20 protein-coding genes and 1 tRNA gene are annotated in these 22,316 nt (G+C 62.2%); 10 read left to right on the top strand and 11 right to left on the bottom strand.

Going from position 1 to position 22,316, the window contains the following annotated elements:
- The first annotated feature begins 2 nt into the window (after positions 1–2).
- The 3 genes from AC1DWZ_RS07540 to AC1DWZ_RS07530 are packed head-to-tail and all read left to right on the top strand — an operon-like array spanning position 3 to position 2,633.
- Positions 3–968: a 2-dehydro-3-deoxygalactonokinase gene (locus AC1DWZ_RS07540; protein WP_477168258.1), complete on the top strand. Its 966-nt coding sequence runs from the start codon at positions 3–5 to the stop codon at positions 966–968.
- A gap of 19 nt (positions 969–987) precedes the next feature.
- Entirely contained in the window at positions 988–1,626 is a 639-nt protein-coding gene (locus AC1DWZ_RS07535) for a 2-dehydro-3-deoxy-6-phosphogalactonate aldolase (protein ID WP_477168257.1), read from the top strand.
- A complete protein-coding gene (locus AC1DWZ_RS07530; RefSeq protein WP_477168256.1) occupies positions 1,626–2,633 on the top strand; it encodes an aldose epimerase family protein in 1,008 nt (335 codons plus the stop codon). The genes AC1DWZ_RS07535 and AC1DWZ_RS07530 overlap by 1 nt, the downstream gene beginning before the upstream one ends.
- A gap of 67 nt (positions 2,634–2,700) precedes the next feature.
- Here the strand turns inward: AC1DWZ_RS07530 and AC1DWZ_RS07525 are convergent, their stop codons facing one another.
- The 3 genes from AC1DWZ_RS07525 to AC1DWZ_RS07515 all read right to left on the bottom strand — a co-directional run bounded on the left by AC1DWZ_RS07525 (position 2,701) and on the right by AC1DWZ_RS07515 (position 7,623).
- On the bottom strand, positions 2,701–4,539 hold the full coding sequence (locus tag AC1DWZ_RS07525) for an IlvD/Edd family dehydratase (protein ID WP_477168255.1): 1,839 nt from the start codon (positions 4,537–4,539) through the stop codon (positions 2,701–2,703).
- A 557-nt stretch (positions 4,540–5,096) separates the two neighbouring features.
- Entirely contained in the window at positions 5,097–5,870 is a 774-nt protein-coding gene (locus AC1DWZ_RS07520; protein ID WP_477168254.1) for a FadR/GntR family transcriptional regulator, read from the bottom strand.
- Positions 5,871–6,129: 259 nt separating this feature from the next.
- Entirely contained in the window at positions 6,130–7,623 is a 1,494-nt protein-coding gene (locus AC1DWZ_RS07515; RefSeq protein ID WP_477168253.1) for a M81 family metallopeptidase, read from the bottom strand.
- Positions 7,624–7,742: 119 nt separating this feature from the next.
- On the opposite strand from AC1DWZ_RS07515, the gene AC1DWZ_RS07510 reads away from it, so the two are divergent.
- Positions 7,743–8,585 (top strand): IclR family transcriptional regulator domain-containing protein, encoded by an 843-nt coding sequence (locus AC1DWZ_RS07510; RefSeq protein WP_477168252.1) that lies wholly within the window; start codon positions 7,743–7,745, stop codon positions 8,583–8,585.
- A 15-nt stretch (positions 8,586–8,600) separates the two neighbouring features.
- Here AC1DWZ_RS07510 and AC1DWZ_RS07505 read toward each other — a convergent pair whose 3' ends face one another.
- The gene (locus AC1DWZ_RS07505) at positions 8,601–10,868 is read right to left on the bottom strand and encodes an FAD-dependent oxidoreductase (protein ID WP_477168251.1); all 2,268 of its coding nucleotides are present in this window, start codon (positions 10,866–10,868) and stop codon (positions 8,601–8,603) included.
- A 309-nt stretch (positions 10,869–11,177) separates the two neighbouring features.
- Between AC1DWZ_RS07505 and AC1DWZ_RS07500 the strand changes: the two genes are divergently transcribed.
- On the top strand, positions 11,178–11,975 hold the full coding sequence (locus AC1DWZ_RS07500; RefSeq protein ID WP_477168250.1) for a substrate-binding periplasmic protein: 798 nt from the start codon (positions 11,178–11,180) through the stop codon (positions 11,973–11,975).
- 42 nt (positions 11,976–12,017) lie between these two features.
- Here the strand turns inward: AC1DWZ_RS07500 and AC1DWZ_RS07495 are convergent, their stop codons facing one another.
- The 3 genes from AC1DWZ_RS07495 to AC1DWZ_RS07485 are packed head-to-tail and all read right to left on the bottom strand — an operon-like array spanning position 12,018 to position 14,577.
- Positions 12,018–12,785 carry an SDR family NAD(P)-dependent oxidoreductase gene (locus AC1DWZ_RS07495; RefSeq protein ID WP_477168249.1) on the bottom strand — a complete coding sequence of 256 codons (768 nt, stop codon included), beginning with the start codon at positions 12,783–12,785 and terminating at the stop codon, positions 12,018–12,020.
- A 10-nt stretch (positions 12,786–12,795) separates the two neighbouring features.
- Positions 12,796–13,794, bottom strand: a complete 999-nt coding sequence (locus tag AC1DWZ_RS07490) for an ABC transporter permease (protein WP_477168248.1) — start codon at positions 13,792–13,794, stop codon at positions 12,796–12,798.
- 42 nt (positions 13,795–13,836) lie between these two features.
- Complete coding sequence (locus AC1DWZ_RS07485) at positions 13,837–14,577, bottom strand: ATP-binding cassette domain-containing protein (protein ID WP_477168247.1); 741 nt, start codon at positions 14,575–14,577, stop codon at positions 13,837–13,839.
- Between the two features lie 392 nt (positions 14,578–14,969).
- Here AC1DWZ_RS07485 and AC1DWZ_RS07480 point away from each other — a divergent pair, with 392 nt between their 5' ends.
- Positions 14,970–15,959, top strand: coding sequence for a substrate-binding domain-containing protein (locus AC1DWZ_RS07480; RefSeq protein ID WP_477168246.1), 990 nt, complete (start codon positions 14,970–14,972; stop codon positions 15,957–15,959).
- Between the two features lie 85 nt (positions 15,960–16,044).
- Here the strand turns inward: AC1DWZ_RS07480 and AC1DWZ_RS07475 are convergent, their stop codons facing one another.
- The 3 genes from AC1DWZ_RS07475 to AC1DWZ_RS07465 all read right to left on the bottom strand — a co-directional run bounded on the left by AC1DWZ_RS07475 (position 16,045) and on the right by AC1DWZ_RS07465 (position 17,540).
- Positions 16,045–16,905 (bottom strand): SDR family NAD(P)-dependent oxidoreductase, encoded by an 861-nt coding sequence (locus AC1DWZ_RS07475; protein WP_477168245.1) that lies wholly within the window; start codon positions 16,903–16,905, stop codon positions 16,045–16,047.
- Positions 16,906–16,930: 25 nt separating this feature from the next.
- Positions 16,931–17,007, bottom strand: a tRNA-Arg gene (locus tag AC1DWZ_RS07470).
- Between the two features lie 59 nt (positions 17,008–17,066).
- Positions 17,067–17,540: a MarR family winged helix-turn-helix transcriptional regulator gene (locus tag AC1DWZ_RS07465; protein WP_477168244.1), complete on the bottom strand. Its 474-nt coding sequence runs from the start codon at positions 17,538–17,540 to the stop codon at positions 17,067–17,069.
- 118 nt (positions 17,541–17,658) lie between these two features.
- On the opposite strand from AC1DWZ_RS07465, the gene gstA reads away from it, so the two are divergent.
- Complete coding sequence (gstA, locus tag AC1DWZ_RS07460; protein ID WP_477168243.1) at positions 17,659–18,267, top strand: glutathione transferase GstA; 609 nt, start codon at positions 17,659–17,661, stop codon at positions 18,265–18,267.
- 43 nt (positions 18,268–18,310) lie between these two features.
- On the opposite strand, the gene AC1DWZ_RS07455 is transcribed toward gstA, so the two are convergent.
- Positions 18,311–19,036 (bottom strand): GNAT family N-acetyltransferase, encoded by a 726-nt coding sequence (locus AC1DWZ_RS07455; RefSeq protein ID WP_477168242.1) that lies wholly within the window; start codon positions 19,034–19,036, stop codon positions 18,311–18,313.
- Positions 19,037–19,189: 153 nt separating this feature from the next.
- On the opposite strand from AC1DWZ_RS07455, the gene AC1DWZ_RS07450 reads away from it, so the two are divergent.
- From AC1DWZ_RS07450 to AC1DWZ_RS07440, 3 genes are read left to right on the top strand one after another with little or no spacing between them, the layout of a single operon-like run.
- A complete protein-coding gene (locus tag AC1DWZ_RS07450; protein ID WP_477168241.1) occupies positions 19,190–20,161 on the top strand; it encodes an HlyD family secretion protein in 972 nt (323 codons plus the stop codon).
- Positions 20,162–20,171: 10 nt separating this feature from the next.
- A complete protein-coding gene (locus AC1DWZ_RS07445; RefSeq protein ID WP_477168240.1) occupies positions 20,172–21,149 on the top strand; it encodes an ABC transporter ATP-binding protein in 978 nt (325 codons plus the stop codon).
- The gene (locus tag AC1DWZ_RS07440) at positions 21,146–22,279 is read left to right on the top strand and encodes an ABC transporter permease (protein ID WP_477168239.1); all 1,134 of its coding nucleotides are present in this window, start codon (positions 21,146–21,148) and stop codon (positions 22,277–22,279) included. Before AC1DWZ_RS07445 ends, AC1DWZ_RS07440 begins: the two co-directional genes overlap by 4 nt.
- Positions 22,280–22,316 lie beyond the last annotated feature (37 nt).

The raw sequence follows: 22,316 nt of genomic DNA, 5'->3' as shown, positions 1-22,316 counted from the left end.
CCATGCCCCAGAACACGATGCAGGACGGAGCACCCGGACGTATCGCCTGCATCGCGGTGGATTGGGGCACCAGCAATCGGCGCGCCTGGGTGCTGGACCATGATGGCGGAGTGATCGCTGCACGCAGCGATGATCAGGGCTTGATTGCGATCACGGACCGCGACTTTGCCGGCTCTTTGCGCCGCTTTGCCGGCGATTGGCTGGCTGGGCGTCCGCCGGTGATCATGGCCGGCATGATCGGTAGCCGTCTTGGCTGGAAGGAAGCGGCCTATCTCGAGACCCCGGTCGATCTGACACAGCTCGGCACGCGCCTTACCATGATTGAGGATTTCGACGGCATTGCGACCCGCATCGTACCCGGTGTTGCCCGCGTCAGCGACGACAGCGCCGATGTGATGCGCGGCGAGGAATGCCAGATGCTGGGGGCATTGCTCGTCAGGCGGCAGCGCGACGGTGTCTTCCTGCTGCCCGGCACCCACGCCAAATGGGCTGTGCTTGAGAACGGCATCCTCATCGACTTCCGCACCTATATGACCGGCGAGCTGTTCGGTCATCTGCGCAATGGGGGCAGCCTCGCTCAGGTCATGCCGCCGAAGGATGCGCCGGAGACATTCGACGCCGACGCCTTCGACCGCGGCGTGGCACGTGCGGGGGCCGCGGATGCGCCCAGCATCACCCATCTGCTGTTCGGCGTGCGCAGCCTCTCGCTGTTTTCGAAACTGCAGCCGGCCACGGCACCGAGCTACCTCTCAGGCCTGGTGGTCGGCACCGAGATGCGCGACGCCCTGCGCTGGACCCCGGCCCGCCATGTCACCGCGATAGGCTCAGCGAAGCTGCTGGAGACCTATGCAAGGGCGGCCGCCTACTTCAAGATCACGCTTGACCGGCTGGAGAGTGATGACATCCTGCCGCCGGCCCTGTTCAATATCGCCCGCGAGGCCGGGCTCGTTGCCAAAACCGCCGCCTGATGCGGCAGGAGAGCTTTCCATGACCGACCTGCGCCCCTGGCTGCGCGATTTGCCGCTCATCGCCATTCTGCGCGGCATCACGCCGGTAGATGCCGAAGGCGCTGTCGATACATTGGACGCCGCCGGCTGGCGCGTGGTCGAGGTGCCGTTGAATTCTCCCGACGCGCTGGAAACCCTGCGCCGCATGGTGAAGCGCGCCAAAGACCATTTGGGCGACCGCTTGCTAATCGGTGCTGGCACAGTGCTCACCGTCGATCAGGTGGGGGCGATCGCCGCCTCGGGGGCCAAATTGATGGTGGCGCCCAACTGCAACCCGGACGTCATCCGCGCGGCCTCGGCCAAGGGCATGATCACGGCACCCGGTGTCGCGACACCGACCGAGGCCTTCGCAGCCCTCGACGCCGGCGCCGATGCGTTGAAGATGTTCCCAGGCGAGCTGCTGCCACCACCGGCCGTCAAGGCCTGGCGCGCCGTTCTGCCGCCCGAAACCCTGTTGTTGCCGGTTGGGGGCGTCGCGCCCGACAATATTGCCGCCTATCTGAAGGCCGGCGCCAATGGCTTTGGCATCGGCACCTCGGTCTACAAGCCGGGCATGACGATCTCTGAGATGGCAGCACGTGCCAAGGCACTGGCCGACGCCTTCCGGAATGCCCACTGATGAGCATCACCGCATTTGGGGCGCTTTCCGACGGAACCGCAGTCCGCGAAATCCGGCTCGCCGGTGGCGGATTGTCACTCGGCATTCTGACCCGCGGCTGCATCATCCGCACGCTTGATTTTGATGCGGGACAAGGTCCGAAGGGCCGCGTACTCGGTTTCAAGACAATCGATCCCTATCTCGGCCCGTCACCCTATTTTGGCTGCGTCGCCGGCCGTTATGCCAACCGCATCGCTGGTGGCAGGTTCACCTTGGATGGGCGGGAGCATCAGCTGACCCGGAACGAAAAGGACCGCACGCATCTGCATGGTGGCCGGACGGGCTTTAGTCATCGCGTTTGGCAGATAGCCGATCACGGCACGGATCACGTAACCTTGGAGCTGGTCTCGCCGGCAGGCGAAGAAGGCTATCCCGGGACCATGAATGTCCGTTGCCGCTACCATATCAGCGGCGATGGGGTGCTGGAGATCGATCTCACGGCCACCACCGACGCACCGACCGTCATCAATCTTGCGACCCACAGCTATTTCAATCTCGACGGCACGCCCAATATCCTCGCGCACCGTCTGCAGATTCCAGCGACGCGTTATCTGCCGGTCGATGAAACACTGATTCCCACCGGCGAGATCGCCCCCGTCGCCGACACACCGTTTGATTTCCGTGCGGCAAGACCGGTCGGTGGCACCAGCGTCACCTATGATCATAATTTCGTCGTCGATCGCGCCCGTACGGCCATCCCGCGCCTGATGGCGCGGCTCGACGGGCCGGAAAGTCGCACGCGGCTGGAAATCCATTCGACCGAACCGGGTGTGCAGCTCTATGACAGTGCGGGCCTGGCGCCGACGCTCCCTGGATTGAACGGACTTTCCTATGGCCGCCATGCCGGCATATGCCTGGAGCCGCAGATCTTCCCGGACTCACCCAACCACGCAGATTTCCCCGACGCGACGCTGCGGCCGGGTGAAACCTATCACCAAGTCACGCAGTATCGCTTCAGCCGGATTTAAGGCGAGGCTACTCGCCTCGTCATCCCCTGGCTTGACCCGGGGATGACGATATCATTCTGGCGCCGCCTCAGTGATTGTCGCGCGGCAGGCCCTTCGACTGGGCGATGCGCTGGTATTTGACGGCGGGCTTCAGCACCATGCCTTCATCGAGCTGATCGACGATGCCGCGCTGGATTTCCTGCCATGGCGTCTGGTGTTCCGGGAATTTGTAACCACCGGCCTTCGCCAGCGCGTCGCGCCGCGCTTTCAGCTCCGCCTCGTCCACCAGCATGTTGACAGTGCCGGTCTTGAGGTCGACGCGAATGCGGTCGCCGCTCTTGAGAATCGCCAAGCCGCCGCCCGCCGCCGCTTCCGGCGCTGCGTTGAGGATGGAAGGCGAACCCGATGTGCCGGACTGGCGCCCGTCGCCGATGCATGGCAGTGAGGAAATGCCCTGTTTGATGAGATAGGCCGGCGGACGCATGTTGACCACTTCCGCCGCACCGGGATAGCCGATCGGGCCAACACCGCGAATGACCAGCACGGTATCGGCATCGATCTTCAGTGCCGGATCGTCGATGCGGTGGTGATAATCCTCCGGCCCGTCGAACACGATGGCCTTGGCCTCGAAGGCGTCGAGATCCTTGGGGTTCGACAGATAGCGCTTACGGAACTCTTCCGAAATCACGCTGATCTTCATGATGGCGCTGTTGAAGATGTTGCCCTTCAACACCGCGAAGCCCGCCGTGTTCAACACCGGGTTGGCGAAGGTCTTGATGACTTTATCGTCTTCGATGGTGGCGTTGCGGCAATTCTCACCGATGGTCTTGCCGTTGACGGTGAGCGCGTCTTCGTCGATCAGGCCCTGGCCCATCAGCTGGTTGACCACGGCCGGGACACCACCGGCATGATGATAATCTTCGCCGAGATACTCGCCGGCCGGCTGCATGTTGACCAGCAGCGGAATGTCTCGACCGAGATCCTCCCATTCCTGCACGGTGAGTTCGACGCCGATATGCTTGGCGATGGCGTTGATGTGAATGGGGGCGTTGGTCGAGCCGCCGATGGCGGAATTCACCCGAATGGCGTTGCGGAAGGCCTTTTTCGTGAGAATGTCGGAGGGCTTCATGTCCTCGCGCACCATGTCGACGATGCGGCGGCCGGTTTCATAGGCCATCTGCTGGCGTTCGCGATAGGGGGCGGGAATGGCGGCGGAGCCTGGTAGCTGCATGCCCAGGGCCTCGGCCAGCGAGTTCATCGTCGTGGCCGTCCCCATGGTATTGCAATAGCCGGTCGAGGGGGCGGAGGACGCCACCAATTCGACGAAGCCCTGATAGTCGATCTCGCCCGCCGCCAGCAATTGCCGCGCTTTCCAGACGATGGTGCCGGAGCCAGTGCGTTCGCCCTTGTGCCAGCCATTGAGCATCGGGCCGACCGAGAAGGCGATCGCCGGCAGGTTGACAGTGGCCGCCGCCATGAGGCAGGCCGGCGTGGTCTTGTCGCAGCCGATGGTCAGGATGACGCCGTCGAGCGGATAGCCATAGAGCACTTCGACGAGCCCGAGATAGGCAAGGTTACGATCGAGCGACGCCGTCGGGCGCTTGCCGGTTTCCTGGATCGGGTGGACGGGGAATTCGATGGCAATGCCGCCAGCTGTGCGGATACCGTCGCGCAGGCGTTCGGCCAAGACGATGTGATGGCGGTTGCAGGGCGAAAGATCGGAGCCGGTCTGGGCGATGCCGATGATCGGCTTGTTGGACTGCAGTTCCTCGCGGGTGAAGCCGTAATTGAGATAGCGCTCGAGATAGAGCGCCGTCATGTCGGCGTTTTCCGGATTGTCGAACCAGGCACGTGAGCGCATCTTGCGACCTTCGCTCGGGGTGGCCTGGCTCGGCCCCTGGCTGGTGGTGTGGTCTCTGGATGGCATCGCGCAATACTCCTTGGTTCAATCTCAATCAGTTCTATTAGGTTCCGACACTGCTGGTCAGCACCGAGGCACCGTCAACTCACGACCCCTTCGCACCCGCAGCATGGCATGCCGGTGAGAAAAAAGCGTTTTAGACGCAGCCAGTTGAAAGCCAGCAAAACCGGGCCGCTCACGTCTCTCTCCCATAGGCGCTCATGGTCGCCTCGAACGGGCGACTTGCAGGCGTCGTCGTCGCTCCATGCATCGCACGGCAGCGGCTGTTTTGGAAAGCATATTATCATACAATTTACAAGGGGCGCTATTCTGAGGGGCTGAAAGACGTGGGCTGCATCCGCCTATTTACGCAATATGGGCCAATGAATCGGACGGCTGTCAGCGTCTATCCGGAAAGGTCGTGCAATTTCGCTGCAGCTTTACTTCAGGATGGTCGAAAGTGCGCAAATTATGCATGAAGGGGAAGGCATCAGAGCTTCAAAAACGTCGAAGCCGCCCGTCGCCAATGACAGTCAGTTGCAAGCACGGCACGACCGATATTCTCTGAGTCAATAACGACCAATTCATACGCCATCAGGATCGGCCGCCAGCAGCGAGGCGCGATTCTTGCGCCCATCTTCAATCACGGACGTCATCGCGGCCGCAGCGGCCACGGCATCGCCGCGCGCGATCGCCTCGACGATGGCGGCATGATCCTCCGTCGAATGGCGGAGGCGCGTCTGGTCGGCCACGGGAGCGCTGTCAACGAAGCTTGCCATCAGCGCCGCCTCGATGATGGCGCCGACCGAGCGCATGAAGGGATTGCCGGACGCGGCGGCGATTTCAAGATGCAAGGCGAGATCGATTTCGGCAAAGGTCGAGCGCGTATGCCCCGGCTGGCGGAACTCGTCGACGAGGGCACGCATGCGGGCGACGCTCTCATCCGTCCGGCGCAGGGCCGCGAGAGCGCAGGCCGCAGGCTCCACCGCCAGGCGAATTTCATAAAGGCTGTTGAGGAAGCGGAGATCCATACCGAGTTCAAGCCGCCAGCCCAGCAGGTCAGAATCGAACATGTTCCAATCGACCTGGGCGCGCACCTTTGTCCCGACCCTGGTCTTGGAGACGACCAGCCCTTTGGCTGCCAGCGTCTTCAGCACTTCGCGCAGCACAGTCCGGGAAATGCCGAACTGCGCCATCAGATCGCCTTCGGCCGGCAGCAAGGCGCCTTCCGGATAGTCGCCGCGCAGGATCGAGACGCCCATGGCGCGCACAATCTGCTCTTGGCCCATGCGGGCGCCACCCATGCGGGTGGCCGTCGCCCGGATGGGCCGGTATCTGTTCTGCGCAACGATCATCATATGCTCCCCCTCGCACCTGCAGCACAACGCGCTGGCAGGTGGATAAGAATTCTATGCAGCAGGATGAGGGCGAACAAGAGCAGGCCGCCATAATTTTGGGCTATCGCGCGGAATGCAGCCCATGAAAGACGATGCAGGTGTGGATCGCCGGTCGAATCAGCACAGCAATGAAGGCTGCGGCACAATGACAGCGCTGCTCAAACCCGGACGGTCAGTTGCACTGCAGCACACGCCCTTCGAGGCAAGCGTCGGCGCAACCTTATTGCATGCCGGGATCAAGCGGGTAGATGGGGCGGCGCACCTTGTTGAAGACCAGCTGGCTGTAATCCGAGGTGCAAACGCCGACCCCTTCGCATTCAACGATACCCTTAGCGAGGTCCTGGAAGCCGGCCCGGAAATGCACCCGGCTTTTCAGCATGAGGAACTTCTTGCGCGTGGGATCTATTCCCAGGCTCATCAAAGTCTCGATGTCATAGGGCTCGACATGGTTCGAGATGACGACGATGTCGACCCTGCCGGTATCAAGCACCACGCTGGTGCCCATGTCGTGGAGCACATTGCGCTCCATCGGCCCGCGATTGCGGAACTTGCCGTCGGAAATGAGCTTGACCCGACCGGTAACGGTGAGCGGTTCGCCCTTGGCGCGCACGCTCGGAAGATCGTTCCAGCCACCCAGGCTGATGGTGACCGTGGCGCCGATGCCGGCCGCCACCATCTTCTGCACAGCAACTGGATCATGAATGGCGAAGGCCGCGACATCATCGAGCCCGGCTTTCAAGATCGCTGCCAGCACGCGGGTCGTGTCCATGGTGCCGCCGGAGGCACAATTGTCATAATGGTCGAGAAGGATGACCGGGCCTTTGCCCATTTCACCGGCGATGCCGGCCGCACGTGCCAGCGAGGCCTCTATCGGCTCCGGCTGATAGACGAAGGCAGCACGCGCCTTCCACGCCATGCCGAGGAGCTCGTCGCATAGCCGCTGCGCCCGTGCCGGATCGCCGTCGGTCACCACCACGGCGCTAAGGCCGGCATTGGCCACGTCGGCATGGGGGAAGCCGGCAAAGACGGTTGCGAGCAAGGCCTCGCCCTTTTCCTCCATCTCGCGTGCCCGCGCCTGGATTTCGCGGTTGGGGAAAGCATGCGTCCCCTGGCGCATGACATGGGGCAGCATCGGCCGGTTGCCCCAGGCCATGGTGGGTTGGACCTCGCCTTTCAGCTTGCGCATCAGCACATTGCCGGCGCGTTCCCCCGTCTCGTAGACGTCGACATGGGGATAGGTGTGGTAGCCCGCGAGCACCGTGGCATTGTCAACCATCGCCGGGAACAGGTTCGTGTGCATGTCGAGCGCCACGGCGATCGGCGTGTTGGGCGCGATGGCGCGGATGCGTGCCAACAACGTGCCCTCACCATCATCATGCTCCTCCGTCACCATGGCGCCGTGGAGGTCGAGGAAGATGGCATCACAGCCTTCGGCGATGGCGGCACAGATCTTGTCGGTGATGTGGCGATAGGCGTCGGCCGCGACCGGGCCGCTGGGACTGGCATTGGCGGCGATGGGGATGATGAGCTCGGCACCTTCGCGTTCCGCGATATCGATGAAGGCGGCCAATGCGGCACCCGTCCCGCGATAAGCGTCATAGGCCGCGCGGCCTTCATAGGGTGTTGCAGCACGCCCCGAAAACCGCGCGAGCGGCGTTGGCACCGGTGAGAAAGTGTTGGTTTCGTGCTTCATCTGGGCGGCGACGATGCGCATGATTTGGTATCCAATCTGTTGATCTAGGCGGCGGGTCGGTGTGATTGGTGGTTGCTGCTATTTCGATATACGAATATTATTTCGTATATCGAAAACGATGTAGAAGTAGGGCGGGAGCGATGCCGAGCAAACAAATGAGCCCTGCCAGGAAAGCTGCGGCGGCGAAGCAGAAGCCCGGCAAGCCGGGGCGGCCGCGCAAGGAAAGCGGACGCGACGAGCGGGTCAATTCCCTGCGGCGCGGGCTCGATGTGCTGCTGGCCTTCGGCCGCCATGCCGAGCCGATGACCATCACTGATATGGCGCAGACGACCGGCCTGCCGCCAGCCTCGGCCCGGCGCATGCTCCTCACCTTGGGCGAGCTTGGCTATGTCGAGCAGCGCGGCCGGCGATTTCGCATCGGGCCGAAGGTGCTCGATCTCGGCTATTCCTATCTTTCCTCGATGCCGCTGTGGCAGATCATCCAGCCGGTGACGGAAGCCGTCAGCCAGGAATTCAACGTCTCGAGCAGTGCGGCGGTCCTGGATGGGACGGACATCGTCCACGCGGTCCGCGCCAACAACCGGCAGCCGAGTTCCGTTCTCATCAGCACCGGCACGCGCCAGCCGGCCCATGTGACTGCCATGGGTCGCGTGCTGCTGGCCCATCTGGCGCCCGATGCGCTGGACGCGGCCCTGGCGGCGATCACCTTCACACCCTATACGCCGCGTTCGGTCAAGGACCGGCGGCAATTGCTGAAGATCTTGAATCTGGTGCGGCAGCAGGATTACGCCATCGTCGATGAGGAACTTGAGTTCGGCCTGCGCGCTGCCGCCGTCCCGATCCGCAACAAGCGGGGCGAAGTGGTGGCGGCGATCAATGCTGCCGGACACAAGCACCTTCTCGATCTTCATGATCTTGAGGCGCGCATCCTGCCCGCCATGTTCCAGGCGGCGCGGCAGGTGCAGGCGCATCTCGCGTATTGATGAATCTGGCATTGATCAGACCAGCCCGCGCAGACGATCCAGCGTCGCGGCTTTCCAGGTGGAGACCGTCGCCACCGGCCGCCACAGCCGATGGAAGCGGAACGGCCTGACCGGGGTCGGTGTGAAGGCCAAATCGTCGCCCTTCCCCAGAATGCGGCCCGCAATCTCGCGCCCCATCACCGTCGCCATGGCAATGCCGCGGCCCGAATAGCCTAGGCCCGCAATGACCCCCGGCGCCGGCTCGTGAAGATGCGGCAGATGATCCTCGGTCACAGCAACACAGCCCGACCAGAAATGCGTCCAGTCTGTGCCGGCGAGATCCGGATAGAGACCGAGCGCATATTGGATGAGGTCGCGATAGGCGCGCGGCTCAAGCGCACTGTATTGAGCACCAGGGCCACCCATCAGCAGCCGGCCCTGCGCATCGAGGCGGTAATAGAGGACACGCCAGGAGCTTTCATAGGCCACCTGCCGTCCGGGCAAAATGCGTGCGAGCAATTCCGGCGAGAGGGGCGCCGTGGCCGCGATGGCACTGGCGAACGGCACCACGGAACGTTTCAGTCCCGGCCACAGATCGTCACTGTAACCGTTGGTGGCCAGCACCACGCGCTTAGCCAGCACCCGACCGCGTGCAGTTTCGATCACCCAACCGGTGCCGCCGGGTGTCAGCTTCAAGACCTTGGTGCCGGCATGCACAATACTGCCCAGACGCAGGACCGCCGCTGCGAGGCCGCGGGCATAAGCCAGCGGATTGACGCTGCCGCCGCGGTGATCAAACACGCCCAGCGGATAGTTCGCCGTGCCGAGCTTGCCAGTGAGTGCGTCACGCTCAAGCCGTTCGAGAGCAACACCTTCCGCCGCCCAACCGGCGATATAGTCATCGATCAGCGGATACTCGGCAGGTGTGCGAACGACGCGGACGGTGCCGCGGCGATCCGCCTCGCAGGCAATGCCATGCCGCTCGATGATATCGAAGACATGGCTCGGCGCATCGCTCGAGAGGCGCACCAGGCGCTGCCCCATCTCCCGGCCGAAGATCGTGTAGAGTTCGCTCGGTTCGCGTTTCAGCCCCGGATTGACTTGGCCGCCATTGCGGCCCGACGCACCCCAGCCGATGCTGCCCGCCTCCAATACCGCGCCGGCCGTGCCCGCCTCGGCGAGATGAAGTGCTGTCGAGAGGCCGGTAAAACCACCGCCTATAATGGCAACTTCCGTCCGCACCTCACCCTCAAGCGCCGGACAAAGGGGAACTGCCGGCGCCGACAGGGCATAAGTGGTGTCTGGATAGGCGGGCGCCGTGTTGCTCATCATTTGCCTATTTTCGTATAGCGAATTTTTTTCCGCTGAACGAATGAATGATAAGGATGATCTTGCGCCGGAGTCAACGCGCCTCAAGGTCAACGTACGCCCGTGTCGACGGACGCCCGTGTCGACGTACGTACGTGTGGGCGCGTGCCAGTCAAACGGTCTCAATTCAGCGCCTGGCCAGCCATAATCATCCGTGAGAATGACGCCACCAGGGACCAGGCGGGGATGGAAATATTCAAGAGCGCCCAAGGTCGGTTCATAGAGGTCGACATCGAGATGGACGAAGCGATAGCTGCGCTCTGCCTCACCAGCAAGCGATTGCGGCAGCCAACCGGGGTGATAGCTGATGCCCGGGAAAGCCGCGAGATTGTGCCGCACCTCTTCTTCCGAGCAGGCGAAAGCGCCGGGCTTCAACATGCGCGCCAGCTTTTCCCGGTCGACGGTCTCGGCTGTCAACGCATCCTCTGGCATGGCAGCGGACAGGCCGGCAAAAGAATCAAATATGTGAAAGCCAGTGCCGTCAAAACCGCCACCCTCCTCGTTCAGGGTGGCACAGATCATCCAAGACGACAGCCCCCGGAAGCACCCGCATTCCGCTATCGCACCGGGCAGGTCGAGTACCTCCCGAAGCCGCTCGACCAGCACCATATGGCGATATTGCCGTTTGACCGGCCAGGGCGCCGTCGCCGTCGCCAACATGGCGCTGAAGTAGCGCCGTTCAACGGCTTCGTCTTCAAGTTTTCTGGCCTGAGCGAGCGCCAGAATCTTCGTGTATTGCACGCCGGCCAGCTTCGAATCGCCCGCTTTGGCTGATGTTTCAAAGATCGAGGCGTGAATGCTGATCCGTACATTGATCAGGGCGTCGAGCGCCACGGCCAGCTCCTTGGAGGCAGCCATGCAGAAATTCAGCGCCTCCTTGACCTGCCCCTTGGCCAGCAAGGCATTTGCATATTCGACTGGATCTGGAGTCAGCAAGACATTTGTCCTCTATGGACACAGTATCGATCAGCAGATTTCGATTTGACGGCGATTCGGAAGCGCAGTTTGTATGACGTGCCCGCATATTGTAAATCACTACTTTAAAGACAGACGCAGGCATGTTCGGCAATCTACCGGTGGCGCACATCAATGTCGTAGCGACGAAGATGCGCCCAAGCTGAGCCGATCGGCACAATTTGGTTAAATCTGGTTCAGAAGCTTAAGGACTGTTTAACAGGAATCTGCTGTAAGTGACGCGTGTTCTCGCGGCAAAATCTTATCCGCCGAAACGATGTGAAGACCGATATGTGGCAAGCACGTCGAAGATTCCTGCTGTCGAGCGGCGCTGCGGCAATTGGTGCCGCTGCACTGGCCTTGCCGGCGGCCGACGCTTTCGCGACACAGCGCCGGCCGTTGCGCATCGCCCATACCGACAAGGAATCGGTCTATTGGCGCAAAACGCCTGAAGGATATCGCGGGCTTGATGCCGACGTGATCAACGAGATCCTGGTGCGGCGCTTGGGATTTGAGACCAGCTATCTGGTCGAACCCTGGCGCCGGGCGGAACAGGCCGTACGCGACAATTCGGCAGACGCGCTGCTGACTCTGGTCAATGACGAGCGTCAGCTCTATGCAACCTTCACCCTGACGCCGATGCTCTCAGTCGGCCGTGCCATCGTCTATCGGCGCGATCATCCACAGCGCGCAGCCTTCGAGGCAGCAGCGGAGCTCGGGGCACTCCTGCCCTTCGTCTATTGCTACAACGTCGGCGGCATGACCGATCGTGACCGCGCGAAGCTATTCGCTCGATCGACTTCTGCCGTCTCCGATGCGCAAGTTCTGGTGATGCTGGCCCATGGCCGGGGCGATTTCACCATCGAGAGCATCACCGCGCTCGGCCGCGCGGTCGCCGACGCCGGTTTTGCCGATCTGCTGGCATTCCGTGAGATCCCCGGCCTCGGTACTGTCGACCGCCATTTCGGCATCCGGCGCTCGCTGCCCGAGCATGAAGAGTGGGTTGCGGAAATCGACGCGGCCACCAAGGCCGCCTGGGCCGACGGCACCATCGACACCATGATTCGAGCTGCCGACAAACTTTTCTGAAGAGCCAAACTTGTCTGAAAAAAGACCGGGGACTCGGCCCGGTCAGGCGACTGACCAGCCACCATCGACGAGCAGGTTGGCGCCGTTGATGAGCCCTGCTGCCGGTGACGCCAGGAACACGACCACACCAGCAACGTCCTTGGTCTCGCCGATCCGGCCGACCGGAATATGCGCCAGCGTCTGCTTATGAAATTCCGGATCGCTCAAAGAGGGTCGCGTACCATCCGTCCAGATGAAGGTGGGCGAGACACTGTTGACCGTCAGCCCCAAGGGTCCCCATTCAACCGCCAGGCACCGCGTCAGATGATTGATCGCCGCCTTGGTCATGCAGTAGATCGATTCGCCGCGCAAGGTGACCGTGCCGGCCTGTGAGCTGATGTTGATGATGCGGCCGGCTTTCCGCGCAATCATCGTCTTTGCCACCGCTTGCGTGATGAAGAAAGTACCCTTCACATTGGTGCCCAGCACCAGGTCGAACTCCGCTTCCTTGACGGCTTCGGCAAGATCGTCGCGCGAGATGCCGGCATTGTTGACCAGGACGTCGATCCGCCCGAAATGAGCGATCGCTTTCTGCACCATGCTGTCAATGCCGCCTGTCTTGGTGATGTCCAGCTTCAAGATCAGCGCGCGGCGCCCGAGCGCTTCGATGGTTGCGCCAAGATCCGCATCCTCATCGCGCACGACGGCAACGATGTCCGCACCGGCTGCGGCGCAGGCAAGGGCACAGGCACGTCCGATGCCGCGTGCTGCACCCGTCACCATCACGACTTTCTCACGAAGGCTGAAATCCGGCGTGAAATCGTCGCTCATGGCGCTGGCCTCACTCGCTCTGGCGGAAGTTGCGGACCCGGTCGAAGAGGACGGCAAGCAGGATCGCACCGCCGATGAAGCAGCCCTGCCAGAAGGCGTCGATGCCAAGGAGACCGAGGCTGTTGCGGATGACTTCGATGAGGGCTGCACCCACCAGCGCGCCCAGAGCTGTACCCACACCACCGGCCAAGGCTGCGCCGCCGATGACGGCTGCGGCGATCACCTGCAGCTCCAGTCCGGCACCGATATTGGTGGTGATGGCGCCCAGCCAGCCGGTCTGCACGATGCCGGCAATGCCCGCCGTCAGGGACGAGATCATATAGACCGCGACCTTGATCGGGCGCACCGGCACGCCGGTCAGCCGTGCCGCATGCTCGTTGCCGCCGATGGCGAAGATATGGCGGCCGAACTTGGTCCAGCGCAGCACAAAGCCGGTGATAAGCGCCAGCACGATCATATAGAGCACCGGATTGGCGATGCCGAAGAACCAGGCACCCCCGCCCAGCGCCAGCAGCGTGTTGTGATCCGGGCCGAATTCGTAGACGACGGTGTTGTTGGAGGCGACCATGGCCAGGCTGCGCGCGATCGAGAGCGTACCCAGCGTCACCACGAAGGGTGGAAAGCGCAGATAGGCGATGAGAATGCCATGAAAGGCGCCGACAACCAGCGCCGCACCCAGGGAAGCGGCGATGCCCACTTCGATGCTGTAGCCCGCATGCATGACAACACCCAGCACCATGCTGCACAGGCAGAGGACCGAGCCCACGGACAGGTCGATCCCGCCGATGATGATCACCAGGGTCATGCCCAGCGCCACGATGGCGACGAAGGTCACATTGCGGGTGATATTGTAAAGGTTCTTCGAGGTCGCAAAAGAATCCGTCGAAACGGACAGGAACAGGCAGGCGAGCAGGACGGCAATCAGAACCCAGAAGGTCTGGCTGGAAAATATCGACGCGAACCAGCCCTGCTGCTTCTGCTCAATCGTCTGGTCCAGAGTGGTTGCCATCGCCGACCTTCGTTCCTTTGGGCTAAAAATATAGAGGGCCTATCAGACCCGTTCGATGGCGCCGGTGATGAGCCCGGTGACCTCTTCGGGTGAACTGGCGGCAATCTGCTTGTCCGCGACCTTGCGGCCCCGGCGCATGACGATGACGCGGTCAGCAACCGTAAAGACGTCGGGCATGCGGTGACTGATCAGCACGACCGCAATGCCTTGATCACGCAAATGACGAATGAGGTTAAGTACCTCAGCCACCTGCCGCACGGAAATGGCCGCCGTCGGCTCGTCCATCAGCACGATCTTGGCTTCCGACAGCATGGTGCGCGCAATCGCCACCGCCTGCCGCTGGCCGCCAGACATCTGCTTGACGAGGTCACGCGGCCGCGTTTCCGACTTCAATTCCTTGAATATTTCGCCAGCGCGCCGATACATGCTGGTGTAGTCGAGAACCTTGAACGGGCCGAAGCCGACCTTCAGCTCGCGCCCAAGAAAGACGTTCGCAGCTGCGGTCAAATTGTTGCACAGCGCCAGATCCTGGTGAACGATTTCAATGCCGTGGCGGCGCGCTTCGACCGGGCGGTGCAGCACAAGTTCGGCACCATCCATGCGCAAGCTGCCATGGCTTGGCAGGAAGTTGCCGGCAATCATCTTGACCAGCGTCGACTTGCCCGCGCCATTGTCACCCATGAGGCCAACCACCTCACCGGCCTCGATGGAGAACGACACGTCATTGACCGCCTGGATGGCGCCAAAATGCTTTGAAATGTTGGTAAGTTCTAAAACCGCCACCGACTTGCTCGCCCCCTGCTAGGCATTTTTCCGCGCTTGCGAAAGAGCGCTGATGCCGTGCGTTACTCCCGTCGCATTTTCTTTTTTGTTGGGACGATTTAGGCAAACGACATCGCAGGCGTCAAGCAGGTTTACTGAATAAGTACTACAAATAGCGATTGACGGGTCCTGCGACCTCGTTGTTAGCTGACCGTGCGAGGTTGGATGCTGGTCTTCTACCTTCCCGCGCGACACGCGCGTGAGTTGGAGCCGGCAATTTCTTCGCACTTAAAAAAATGTTCGTCGGTCTGTTCCGGCGATGCGAGCGTCCGCAGAGTGATCCTCGCCCGCCGGCATCTACCTTCGACCACAGAGCGGACACGCCGTGTCCGCCTGCTCAAGGGGAGGAATGCATGAAGAAGTATTTGTTACTCGCTGCCATGGCCGTGCTGACACTCAGTGCGGAACCCGCTTTTGCCAAGAAGCAACTCGTCATCGTTGTCAAAGGCCTGGACAACCCGTTCTTCGAAGCAATCAACCAGGGTTGCAAGAAGTGGAACGCCGAGAATGCCAACTCGGAATATGAATGCTTCTACACCGGCCCGGCCTCGACATCGGATGAAGCAGGCGAAGCACAGATCGTGCAGGACATGCTGGGCAAGGCCGACACGGTCGCCATGGCCATCTCGCCGTCGAACGCGAAGCTGATCGCGCAGACCATCAAGACCGCGAACACCACGATTCCGATCATGACGCTCGATGCCGATCTGGCGGCTGAAGATTCGGCGCTGCGCAAGACCTATCTCGGCACCGACAATTACCTGATGGGCTTCCGTATCGGCGAATACATCAAAGAGAAAAAGCCCAATGGCGGCACGTTCTGCTCGATCCAGGGCAATCCCGGCGCCGACAACATCCTGCGCCGTGCGCAGGGTACCCGCGATGCGTTGAGCGGGCAGAAAGGCCTGCCGGCACTGAAGGGCGAAGGCGGTTGGACCGAAGTCGATGGCTGCCCGGTCTTCACCAATGATGACGGTGCCAAGGGCGTGCAGGCGATGACCGACATCCTCGCTGCCAATCCGAAGCTCGATGCGTTCGCGATCGAGGGCGGCTGGCCGCTGTTCGGCGCCCCGCAGCCCTACCGCGATCTGTTCAAGCCGTTGGCCGACAAAATCGCCAGCGGTGAATTCGTCGTCTCCGCCGCCGACACGATCGGTGACGAAGTCGCGATCGCCAAGGAAGGCCTGGTCACCGCCCTCGTCGGACAGCGTCCGTTCGAGATGGGTTACAAGGCGCCGACGGTGATGATCGATCTCGTCGAAGGCAAGAAGGTCGATGATCCTGTGTTCACCGGTCTCGACGAATGCACCAAGGACACGGTCGACACCTGCATTCAGAAATAATGCAGAAGCCGCGTGGTGGCCGGAAACGGGCGCCACGCGGTGATCGTCCTCGTTACGATGGCCGCGCGACTATCCTGTCGCGCGGCTATTTCTTTATCTGGTCGCGGCTGAAGGCATCGAACGCTGCGCCATAATCCTTGTGCCAGCGCGACAAAGGCGGCCGGTTTTCGACGACATCGCCCGCCGCCCACAGAATACGTCGCGCGTCGAGCGCCCTCGGGACATCATTGTCGGGGCACAGGATATAGAAATCGCCTTCCGCCAGCCGCGCCATCATGAACGCGACCGTCTGATCGGCGGTCCAGGCACCGGCCGGCTTTTCGGTGCGGCCACGCGCTGCGAGTTCCGTGAAGACGAATCCCGGAATGAGCAGATGTGCACTCAGGCGGCAATCCGGCGTATTGCGCAGTTCATGCTGCAGCGCCTCGGTGAGCGCCTTCACGCCGGTCTTTGAGATGTTATAGGCGGGATCTCCCGGCGGCGTGGTGATGCCCTGCTTCGATCCGGTATTGATGACCAAGCCCGGACGGCCACGCGTGATCATGTTTGGCACGAATGTCTGTACGCCGTGGATGACGCCCCACAGATTGACGCCAAGGATGCGTGCCCAATTCTCCGGCGGACCGAACATGCTACTGCCCGGCTGGATGCCGGCATTGTTCATCAGCACATCGGTGCCGCCAAAACGATCGCGGACCGCAGCTTCCAACCGGCGCACATCGTCCGCCCGGCTGACATCCGTTTCGAGCGTCATGACGTCGCCGGCATCGATCGTGGCAGCCCCCGCGACCTCCGCCGCCGCCTTCTTCAACCGGTCAGCGCCCAGATCGGCAAGACAGACATGCAGCCCCAGCCGCGCAAAAGCCTTGGCCGCGGCAAGACCGATGCCGGCAGCCCCACCCGTCACAACAGCCACGGAACCTGGAACGAGAGACGCCTGGATCATGGGAGATTTTCAATCGATGGAAAAATGGCGTCCCCGAGAGGATTCGAACCTCCGACCTACGGTTTAGGAAACCGGCGCTCTATCCTGCTGAGCTACGGGGACATGGGGAGAGCTTATAGCAATGCCCTCGCCCGAAGGCAAAACGGCCTTTTGCAGGCAAATCAGGTCAGTTTTTCCAGGATGCGGATGAGCGCCTTGGCGTCGTCGCCGGCGAGCTTGCGCCCCAAATGGCGTTCGACGGCAGCGGCATAGACCGGCCACATGCGCCCGAGGAGGCCCCGTCCGGAATCGGTGAGGTGGATGGTCTGGCGGCGGCGGTCGTCGGGATTGATCTCGCGGCTGACCAACCCCTCCGCCTCCAGGCGGTCGATGAGGCGCGAGGTGGTGCATTGGGTGAGCAGCAGGCTGCGCTCGATGTCGGACGGCACGAGACTGTCTTGCGGCGCGCGGTCGAGGGCCGCCAGCGCATCGTACCATTGCGGCGGCGGCAATTTGGCGGCCTTCAATTCAGTCTCGACCGATGCCAGCAGCATCGGCGCCACCTGCAGCAGGCGCGCCCAGGCGCCCACCACAAACGGGCAGATCGAGAAATCATGGTCGAGGTCGGTCGAATTGGCGTCGGGCGCGGTATCCATCCGGTAACTATATGCATCTGCATGAGTCTTGACAATACATGCAACTGCATATATTCATCGCCGTACCGGCCCGTCACCTTCTACTGCCGCAAGTGGCCGGAAAACTGGAGAAAATCCCATGAAACTGTTTTATTCGCCGGGCGCCTGCTCGCTCTCGCCCCACATCGCAGCCCTCGAAGCCGGCATCCAGCTCGAGCTGGTCAAGGTCGATACCAAAACCAAAAAGCTGGAAAACGGCGACGACTTCCTGGCCATCAACCCGAAGGGCCAGGTGCCGACCCTGATGCTCGACGATGGCGAAGTGCTGACGGAAGGGCCGGTCATCGCCCAGTTTCTGGCCGACCTGGCGCCAGCCGCCAACCTGGTGCCGACCAATGGCAGCAAGGCCCGCTACAAGCTGCAGGAATGGCTCAACTTCATCACCTCGGAAATCCACAAGGGCTATAGCCCTTTGTTCAAGCCGACGACGCCGGAAGATTACAAGCCCCTGGCCCGCGCGCACCTCGCCGACCGCTACGCCTTCATTGAGAAGAAGCTCGCCGGCAAGCAGTATCTGCTCGGCGACAATTTCTCCGTCGCGGACACCTATCTCTTCACGGTGAGCAACTGGGCGCAGTACACCGGCGTCGATCTCACTCCCTACACCAATGTCGGCGCCTACATGGCCCGCATCGCTGCGCGCCCGATGGTGCAGCAGGCCCTCAAGGCCGAAGGCTTGGTGAAGTAAACGATGTGGGCCAAGAGCCCGACAAAGTAGAAATAAGCGACTCCTACGCCAGCGCCGCTTCCATCATCGTGGACAGGCGCTGGCGGGGTTTGCCGGCGGCATCGAAATTGTCCGGCGCCAGCCACGCTTCATAGACTGCGCGGATCTTCGGCCAATCCTTGTCGATGATCGAATACCAGGCGGTGTCGCGGTTGCGGCCCTTATAGATCGTGGCCTGCCAGAACGTCCCTTCATAGACGAAGCCGAGCCGCCCAGCCGCCGCCTGGCTCGGCGCGTTGAGCGCATCGCATTTCCATTCATAGCGCCGATAGCCGAGCTCATCGAAGACGCGCTTCATCAGCAGATACATAGCCTCGGTGGCGCCGGTGCTACGCTGCAAGGCGGGGGCGTAGTTGATATGCCCGACCTCAATCACGCCGACCGCGGGCTCGATGCGCAGGTAGCTGGCGACACCCAGCGCACGGCCGCTCGCTTTGTCGACGATGGCGTGGAACAGCGGATCTTCCGACTTGGCCATGTTGGCAACCCAGTCGCGATAGGGCGCTTCGTCCGGATAGGGGCCATAGGGCAGATAGGTCCAGATGCGATTGTCAGTGTCGGCCGCGTTGGCCGCGAAAAGATCGCTGGCGTGACGGTCCGCATCCAGCATCTCAACACGCACGAAGCGCCCCTCGATCGGCGTCCGCGGCGGGCGCGGTCGTGCGGTCCAGCCGGGGACCGGAAAACCGATCTTCTGGCCCAATGGATTTACCGTCTGGTCACCGCTCATGACACACTTCCCCTGGAATTTTATTCCCCGAAATCCGATCGCCACACCCGATCGCCACAGGCGTGTCGGATTAGTGGGCTAACTGGCAAAGACCTTATAGTATCCTCAGATAGACATTCAATCTCGCGCTCCTGCCCCGCTTCGGAGATATCCATGCGCGCTCGCCTGACACTTCTTTCCCTCGCCCTCCTCTGGCAGCTGCCGGGCTGTGACAAGGCGCCGGAAGATCGGCTGCTGGGCTATGTCGAGGGCGACTATATCTATATGGCCCTGCCCGATGCCGGCCGCCTCGCCGCCATCGACGTGGCGCGTGGTGACCAGGTGGCAGAAGGTGCTTCGCTCTTTGCGCTCGATGACACGGCCGAGCGCGCGCGTCTTGCCAAGGCGCAGGGCGATCTTGCGGAAGCCGAACAGACCCTGGCCGATCTCCGCCAAGGCGAGCGGCCGGAAGAACTGGCGGTGATCCAGGCGCAGCTGGAATCGGCGCAGGCATCGCTCATGCTCTCCGAACCGCGCGTCAAGCGACGGCGCCAGTTGGTCAAGGATAATGTGGTCGGTGCCGAGGATCTCGACTCCGCCGAAGCGTCGATTCTCGAGGATCGCGGCCGCATCGCCGAATATACGGCACGCCTGGCGGCAGCCAAACTGCCGGCGCGCGCCGATCGTATCGCAGCACAAGAAGCCGCGGTCGCAGCCTTCCGCGCGGCAATCGACGAAGCGCAATGGTCGCTGGACGAACGCCGGGCGGTAGCACCTGCTGCTGCCAGCATCGAAGACGTCTATTACCGCCTGGGCGAAGAGGTGGCTGCCGAAAAGCCGGTCCTGCAGATGCTGCCACCGGCAAACGTCAAGCTGCGGCTTTATGTGCCGGAACCCGATCTTGGCAAGTTCGCCGTCGGCCAGCACCTCACCATCACCTGCGACGGCTGTCCGCAGGATCTCTCCGCCACCATCAACTTTATCGCGGCCAAGGCCGAATACACGCCTCCCGTCATCTATAGCGAGACCAGCCGCACGAAACTGGTGTTCCTCATCGAAGCCAAGCCCGACAGCGCGCCGGCAAATTTTCAGTGGCACCCCGGCCAGCCGGTCGAAGCGCGCCTCAAGGCGGCAGCTGCCTCATGAACCTAACGCCATGAACGCCGTCATCGACGTCACGGGCCTCACCAAACGTTTCGGCACCAAATTGGTGGTCGACGACGTCTCGCTGCGCGTCGCCAAGGGGCAGATCTACGGCTTCCTCGGCCCCAATGGCAGCGGCAAGACCACGACCCTGCGCATGCTCTGCGGACTCCTCACCCCTGACGCCGGATCGGGCAGCTGCCTTGGGCTCGACATCCGCACGCAGGCGGCCGAGATCAAGCGCCGCACCGGCTACATGACGCAGAAGTTCAGTCTCTATGAAGATCTGACGATCCGCGAAAACCTCGCTTTCGTCGGTCGCGTCTATGGCCTCGACCGGCTGCGGACGCGGGTCGATGGCGCTCTGGAACAATTGGGCCTTGCCTCGCGCCAGAAGCAATTGGCTGGGCAATTGTCCGGCGGCTGGAAACAGCGGCTGGCCTTGGCCGCCTGCATCCTGCATGAGCCGGAGCTGCTGCTGCTCGATGAACCCACCGCCGGCGTCGACCCCAAGGCGCGGCGTGATTTCTGGGACCAGATCCATGCGCTGGCCGGTGCCGGCCTTACCGTTCTTGTCTCCACGCACTACATGGACGAAGCTGAGCGCTGCCACGAGATTCTCTACATCGCCTATGGTCGCCTGATCGCCAAGGGCACCATCAAGGACGTCATTGCCACCCATCAGCTGGCCACCTGGTCGGTGGAAGGCCCGAACCTGCATCTGTTGTCGCGTGAATTGCAGCGCCTGCCCGGTGTCGACACGGTGGCGGCCTTCGGCACCGCTCTTCACGTCTGCGGGCGCGATGCCACAGCGCTGGAGCAGAGCATCGCTCCCTATCGCAGTCGCGCCGATCTTGCCTGGCGACGATCGGATCCCAGTCTTGAGGACATCTTCATCCAGCTGATGTCGGGCCTCGACACCAACGGCGCACGGCTGGCCGGCGACAGGCAAGCCGATCTGGTGCAGCCTGGGGGGAAGCGCGCATCATGACGCTGTTCTCTCCCTTCCGCTTCTGGGCGATCCTCACCAAGGAATTCATCCAGATGCGGCGCGACCGCCTGACCTTCGGCATGATGATGGGTGTTCCGCTGATGCAGCTGCTGCTGTTCGGCTATGCCATCAACACGGACCCCAAGAATCTGCCGGCGGTGGCGGTGGTAGCGGAGAATTCGGTCTTTGCGCGTTCGCTGCTGCGCGCCATGGAAAATACCGGCTATATCCGCTTCGAGGGACCGCCGGTCGATGCCATCACGGCCGATCGCATGCTGCGGCGGGGCGAAGTGCAGTTCGCCGTGCATATCCCGCCGCATTTCGCGTCGGATCTGGTGCGCGGGCTGCAGCCGGCCTTGCTAGTCGAAGCCGATGCCACCGACCCTGTCGCCACGGGAAACGCGGTGGCAGCCTTGCAAGGCCTGGACACCGCCGCTCTCGTCCATGATCTCAAAGGACCGTTGGCATCCTTGCAGAGTGACGCTGCCCCCTTCGAGCTGCGGCTGCAGAAGCGCTACAATGCCGAGGGCATCACTCAATACAACATCGTGCCGGGCCTGATGGGCGTGGTGCTGACCATGACCATGGTGATGATGACCTCGCTCGCCGTCACGCGCGAACGCGAGCGCGGTACGATGGAGAATCTGCTGGCCATGCCGGTGCAGCCGATGGAGGTGATGCTGGGCAAGATCCTGCCCTATATCGTCGTCGGCTATGTCCAGGTCGCCATCATCATCGTGGCGGCGCGCTATCTGTTCACCGTGCCCTTGCTGGGATCGCTGCCGCTCCTCAGTCTTGTCGCCATCATCTTCATTGCCGCCAACCTCGCGGTCGGCTTCACCTTCTCGACGCTCGCCACCAACCAATTGCAGGCGATGCAGATGTCGGTGTTCTTCTTCCTGCCATCGCTGCTGCTCTCCGGCTTCATGTTCCCGTTCCGCGGCATGCCGGACTGGGCGCAGGTGATCGGCGAGGTGCTGCCGCTCACACATTTCCTGCGCATCATTCGCAGCATCCTTTTGAAGGGCAATGGCTGGAACGATATCTGGCCAGATCTATGGCCGATCATCGCCTTCCTGCTGGCGGCAGCTGTCCTGGCGATGCTGCGTTATCGCCGGACCCTTGATTAAGCATCTGCGATATATGGGAAAAATCAGCGTTCAGCGG

The organism is Dongia sp. P2_B8 (assembly GCF_056404715.1).
The sequence above is the reverse complement of the archived record's forward strand: the minus strand, read 5'-3'. Positions and strand labels throughout refer to the sequence as shown.